We start from the raw sequence: 5,649 nt of genomic DNA, 5'->3' as shown, positions 1-5,649 counted from the left end.
GGGCGGCGACCTGGTCGGAGCCCATGGATGCAACCTGAGTGGTGCTCAGTGCTGCGAGCTGCGTCTTCGTCAGAGCTGCGACCTGCGAGGAGGCGAAGGTCGAGATGGTTTCGGTGCTGAGACCACCGAGCGCCTTTGCCGAAATCGCGGCAAATTCAGCCGTCGTGAAGGTGGCGATGTCCTCGGCGGAGAGGGCCGCGATATCGTCCGCCGAGAGAGCGGCAATCTGCGGCGACGTCAGCGCTTCGATCTGCGACGATTCCAGTGCGCCGAGCTGAGCCGTGGTAAGTGCCGCGACCTGGAGGTTCGACAGGGTGGTGATCTGGCTTGCCTTGAGGCCGGCAAGCGCATCGCTCGAGAGAGCCGCGATCTGCTTCGCGCTCAATCCCGCGATCTGGGAGCTTGTGAGGGCGCCGAGTTTCGAGGAATCCAGTGCTGTGATCTGGCCGGTGCCGAGGCCTGCGATCTGCGTCTTCGTCATTGCCGCGATCTGCGACGAGGCGAGCGAGGCGATCGTGTCGGACGACAGACCGGAGAGCGATTTTACGGCAATCGCACCGATTTCGTCGGGCTGGAATGCCGCGAGGTCTTGGGCGCTCAACGCCTTGATCTGGTCGGCCGAGAAAGCCGCGACCTGGCTGCTGGTCAGGGCTGCGAGCTGGCTCGATTCAAGCGCGGCGATCTGGTCCGTCGAGAGGGCCGCGACCTGGACGTTGGAGAGCGAGGCAACCTGGCTTGTCGTCAAGGAGGAAAGGGCGTCGGTGGTCAGTGCCGCGATCTGCCTGGCGCTGAGGCCTGCAATCTGCGAGCTCGAGAGCGCGCCCAGCTGTTCCCCGACAATCCCGGCGATCTGGCTTGTGCTGAAGACGGCGATCTGCGTTTTCGTCAGCGCTGCGATCTGCGACGAGGCAAACGAAGCGAGTGTTTCGCTCGACAATCCGGTCACGGATTTTGCCGCGATCGCCGCGATCTCATCCGGGCGGAACGTTGCAAGGTCATCGGCGCTCAGCGCCTTGATCTGGTTCGCCGACAGCGCTGCCACCTGGCTGCTCGTCAGGGCTTCCAACTGCGACGATCCCAGCGAGGCGATCTGATCGGTCGTCAAGGCTGCGACCTGGGCTTTCGACAGCGACGCGACCTGGCTGGTGGTCAAGCCGGCGAGTGCATCCGTGGTCAGGGCCGTGATCTGTCTGGCGCTGAGGCTTGATATCTGCGAGGCCGCAAAGGCGCCAAGTTGCTCTCCGTCGAGGGCGCCAACCTGACCTGTGGCCAGGGCCGCGAGCTGGGTCTTCGTCAACGCGGCGATCTGCGAGGAGGCAAGCGAAGCGAATGTTTCGCTGGTCAATCCGGAAAGAGACTTTGCCGCGATGGCTGCGATCTCATCCGGGCGGAATGCGGCCAGATCCTCGGCGGACAGAGCCTTGACCTGGCTTGCGGAGAGGGCTGCGACCTGACTGCTGGTCAGGGCTTCGAGCTGGCTGGATTCCAGCGTCGAGATTTGCTCGGAGGTCAGCGCCGCGACCTGGACCTTGGAGAGCGATGCGACCTGGCTGGTGGTCAGGCCCGCGAGCGCCTCGGTCGGCAGCGCTGCAACCTGCTTGGCGCTGAGGCCCGCAATCTGCGAGGCCGAGAGGGCGCCGAGCTGTTCCGGTCCCATTGCGGCGATCTGCGTGGTGCTGAGGGCCGCGACCTGCGTCTTCGTGAGCGCTGCGATCTGCGAGGATGCGAAGCCCGCGAAGATCTCGGTCTGAAGTCCGGCGAGGGCCTTGGTGGAGATGGCCGCGAGTTCCGCGGTCGTAAATGTGCCGATATCTTCCGGCGACAGCGCCTTGATGTCATCGGCGCTCAATACCGAAATCTGCGCCGAGGTCAGTGCCTGGATTTGCGATGTTTCAAGCGCGCCGAGCTGCGCGGTCGTCAGCCCTGCAATCTGGACCTTCGATAGTACGCCGATCTGGCCGGATGTGAGGCCGGTGACTGCCTCTGTGGTGATCGCGGCAATCTGCTTGGCGCTCAACGAGGTGATCTGCGACGTGCCGATCGCGCCGATCTGCGATGCGCTCAGCAGGGCAATCTGGCTTGTGGTCAGCGCCGCGAGTTGCGTGCCCTTCAATGCGGCAAGCTTATCCGTTCCGAGCGATGTGAGCAGCTCTTCGGAGAGGCCGGCCAGCGCCTTGGTGCCGATTGCCCCCATCTCCGCGGTGGAGAAGGTTGCCAGTTCGTCCGGCGCCATGGCGTTGAGCTTTTCTGCCGACAGCGCCCCGATCTGTGTCGCGGAAAACGCCTCGACCTGCGAGGGCGACAGGGCTTCGATCTGGCTGGCATAAAGGGCGGTGACCTGGGCAGCGGAGAGGCCGCCGATCTGGGTCGCGGAAAGCACCTGCATCTGGTCGAGGCCGAGGCCGACGACCGCTGAGGCCGAAATGGCGCCGATCTGGGACGAGCTCAATGCCGCGACGTCTTCGGCGCTCAGGGCCGCGACCTGGCTCGCGCTCAGCGCCTTGATCTGGCTGATGCTGAGGGCGGCGACCTCGGAGGCGGAAAGCGCGGCGATCGCGGATGTCGCCAGCGACTTGATCTGCAGCGAAGAAACGATTGAGGTCATGGACGCGGGCCCCCCGGCATTAACGAATCAATATCTCATCTTCCGCCCCTCGGCGCCGAAACGGCCGGTCGAACGCGGCATGCGCTCATGGGCAGATCACCCGCATGCGCGCGCGAAAGCGCCGCGATCCAGGCGGTGGCTAAAATGCAATGCGGAACATGGCTCGCTGGAGCCGTTAGATCGAAGGGGCATCATGCGCCCGTGGCCGCGGAGCGACCGTGATCCTTGGACTATCCGGACGCAAAAACCGGACCGGCAGATAAGATCCCTCATACTGCCTGAGCAGCATGGCGGGCGACGCGCCGGCAGGAGCCTTTGCAACTGTAGGAATATCTATTCATCAGTTTTTAATTTTGTATTAACGCTGTTTGCAGGTTTTTCCCGTCAGCCTGCGGATGGGAGTTTTCGCGGGCTCGACGCTGCCGTGTGCGGAAGGCGGACGGCTCGCGGCTTCCGTGAGCTTCCCGCAAAAACCGGACGGGGGTAATGTCGAGGGTTTCACCGACCGCCCCCGCGCGAGGCGTCGTCGACCGGCTGATGCGCGAACCTAGACCCCCTCCGAAAACGCGCCGGCCTTCTCGACCACCGGTGCGGCTCTTGCGCCGATCCGGGCAAAGGCCGAGGCGGGTCAAAGAACGATTTCGCCAATCTCTGGTCGGGACAGGCCGCACGCCTGGCGCCCAGAATGAGACGGCGGAATTGACGAGGACGCCCTATCAGAGCGCGCTCGAGGTCATCGAGGCCGGAACGACGCGCTAGGTGCGTTTGATCCCGATATGGTCAACGGATGGCAACGTCTCCCTGCCCAGTCTACCTTTTCGCAAGCGCGGGTTTCGCGCCCTCCGGCGACACGGTGGTCAGCGTTGCACCGCTGGATCGTGTCGTTGCGGTTTACGGCGCCGGTGGCGTGGTTAGACAAGGGGGGCTGTCTTCCGCATTTGATGGAGCGGCGGTTTTCAAGAATGATGCGTCCGGGGTATGCTCCATCGGCGTATGGGGAGCCCGCAACGCCTCACGCTTTTGCAGCGAGCTTCGCGCGCATATGGAAAACGCTGTTTATAATGAAGCGCCGGATGCGCGGCTTTCATTTCGGGGAACGGCGAAAGAACGCCCTAGAAGACCTGCGCATGAATGAACGGCAACCGGCGTTTGACTAAGGCAAGCGTGACGACGCCCGCGAACGAAGCCTTCGGCTTGTCGTAACGCGGTGGTTGAGAATCCGACCATCAAAGACGGTGCTTCGACTGGGAGAAAAGCGCCGACAGGTGAAGGCGCTCTCGGATGCAGCAAGGCTTTGGCGTCGATCGTCGCGACCGACGCCTCTTGCACTTAGCGGAGAGCGTCGGGCAGCAGCGTGCTCGTAAAGTCCTGGTAGGAGACCGGCCGCAGGAACCGGTAGATCGCCAGTGTTCCGACCGAGGTCGAGCGGCCATCGGCGGTTGCCGGGTAGGGGCCGCCGTGAACCATCGCCGGCGACACCTCGACGCCGGTGCCAAATCCGTTGACCAGCAGGCGTCCGGCAAGCATCTCGAGCTTTGGAACCAGACGGCGGGCTTCGGGCTCGTCTTCGTCGGCGATATGAAGAGCGATGGTGAGCTGGCCCTCCAGGCTGTCCAGCACCTGTTCGAGCTGGGCGAGGTCGCTGCAGCGGACGACCAGCCCGGCCGCGCCGAACACCTCATCCTGCAGCTCATGGTGCGCGAGGAATGCGTCGGCCGACGTCTCGAACAATGCCGCAGTGCCTTCGAACTCGGTTCCGGATTTGCCGGCGGCGACAGCCCGAACCTCGGGATGGCGCTGCAGCCTAGCGACGCCCTCGCTGTAGGCCTTGGCGATCGAGGGCGTGAGCATTGCCTGCGGTCCGACGTCGGGCAGTAATTCCGCTGCCCGTGCGATGAAGGCGTCCAGATCCTCATTGCCGACAGCAAGGATCAAGCCGGGATTCGTGCAGAACTGGCCGGCGCCGAGGACCAGCGACGAGACGAACGAGGCAGCGATGTCGGCGGCGCGGCTCTTCAAGGCGCCGGGAAAGAGGATGACCGGGTTGATGCTGCTCATTTCGGCATAGACGGGAATCGGCTGCTTCCGGCGCGAAGCGATGTCCATCAGCGCCGTGCCGCCGCGACGCGACCCGGTGAAGCCGACAGCGCGAATTCTCGGATCGGCCACCAGCGACTGCCCGACCTCGAAGCCGGTATCGAAAAGCAGCGAGAAGGTTCCGGGATGCAGACCGGCACTTGCGACAGCACGCTGGACGGCGCGGCCGACGAGTTCCGATGTACCCGGATGAGCCGAATGCGCCTTGACGACCACGGGGCAACCGGCGGCCAGCGCCGAGGCCGTGTCGCCGCCCGCCGCCGAGAAGGCCAGCGGAAAATTGGATGCACCGAACACCGCGACCGGGCCGACCGGGATATTTCTCAACCGCAGATCCGGCTTCGGAACCGGCTTGCGGGACGGATCGCCGGCATCGAAGCGGAGCTCCTGGAAACGCCCGGCGCGAACTTCCTTGGCAAACAGGCGAAGCTGGCCTGTCGTTCGCGCCCGCTCTCCTTCCAGCCGACCGCGCGCAAGGCCAGTTTCAGCCATGGCGCGGACGACGAGTTCATCGCCGATGGCCTCGATTTCCTCGGCGATCGTTTCCAGGAAGCGTGCCCGCGTCTCAAGGTCGGTCTCACGGTAGGAAGCAAAAGCCTCCCACGCCTGCGCAGTGGCGGCCTCGACATCCTCAGCGGAGGCTCCGCCAAACGAGATCGGAAGCGATTTGCCACTGATCGCCTCGACGCCGTGGAACTCCCCACGCGTCCCGCGCTTCTGCGCCCCCGCGATGAGCAGGCTTCCGTCGATGGTCATGTTCGATTTCCTTTTCAGATTGCAGGCCCCGCATATAGGTGGTCGGCGGGCGGGTTTCACCACAGGCGCGGTGGTTTATTTGGGGGGGGCGCATTGAATAGCCCCGAGTTTCGTAGACACCCTCGCGTTATGTTTTCTGCAAGCGCTCGAACTCGACGGGTGACAGCATTCCGTTTCTGACGTGCTTGCGT

At 64.1% G+C, this 5,649-nt stretch carries 1 protein-coding gene and 1 pseudogene; both read right to left on the bottom strand.

The window, feature by feature from the left end; all coding sequences use genetic code 11:
- Window positions 1–2,605, bottom strand: a pseudogene (locus ASE04_RS17000) (beta strand repeat-containing protein); the annotation flags it as partial.
- A 1,329-nt stretch (window positions 2,606–3,934) separates the two neighbouring features.
- The gene (locus ASE04_RS16995) at window positions 3,935–5,458 is read right to left on the bottom strand and encodes an aldehyde dehydrogenase (NADP(+)) (RefSeq protein WP_056819332.1); all 1,524 of its coding nucleotides are present in this window, start codon (window positions 5,456–5,458) and stop codon (window positions 3,935–3,937) included.
- Window positions 5,459–5,649: the final 191 nt, after the last annotated feature.

Source organism: Rhizobium sp. Root708, assembly GCF_001429725.1.
Classification (GTDB): domain Bacteria; phylum Pseudomonadota; class Alphaproteobacteria; order Rhizobiales; family Rhizobiaceae; genus Rhizobium.
Note: the sequence above shows the minus strand (reverse complement) of the source record. Positions and strands in the feature narration are given on the sequence as shown.